This window comes from Capnocytophaga canis, assembly GCF_000827555.1.
Lineage (GTDB): Bacteria > Bacteroidota > Bacteroidia > Flavobacteriales > Flavobacteriaceae > Capnocytophaga > Capnocytophaga canis.
The window spans coordinates 1-377 of the sequence record NZ_CDOI01000016.1 but is presented as its reverse complement, the minus strand read 5'-3'; the positions used below and the strand labels follow the sequence as shown (position 1 = coordinate 377).

Annotated in this window: 1 protein-coding gene; it reads left to right on the top strand. The window is 32.1% G+C overall.

Annotation, left to right across the window (positions count from 1 at the left end; translation table 11 throughout):
• On the top strand, positions 1–377 hold a 377-nt coding region (locus tag CCAND38_RS11710; protein ID WP_197066312.1), incomplete at both ends, for a hypothetical protein.

Genomic DNA, 377 nt, shown 5'->3' with positions numbered 1-377 from the left:
GTGTATTCGCTTGTTCGGAAGATGAACATATGACGGCTGATTATTTTAAAGCCCAACAACGAGACAGTCGTTTCTTTGGGAAATGGGCAGTAATAAATTCTAAAACATTTGAGGAAGTTGTTACTGTTACGTTTTATAGTGAATACACAGAAACTGGCGAACATTTTCTCATATATCGAGACACAGGAGAAAAAAATAAAAGGGTGGAATATTATTATACAAAAGGAGATAGATTCTATGTATTAAATCCTGGTTCTGGTTTTAAAGTTTCTGATTCGGTAAATGAATATAGATATGAGTTTTCTGATTCGGATAATATCTTGATTCTACAACTATATGTAAACGGAGAACTAAGTAATTACAAAGAGTTTTTGAAA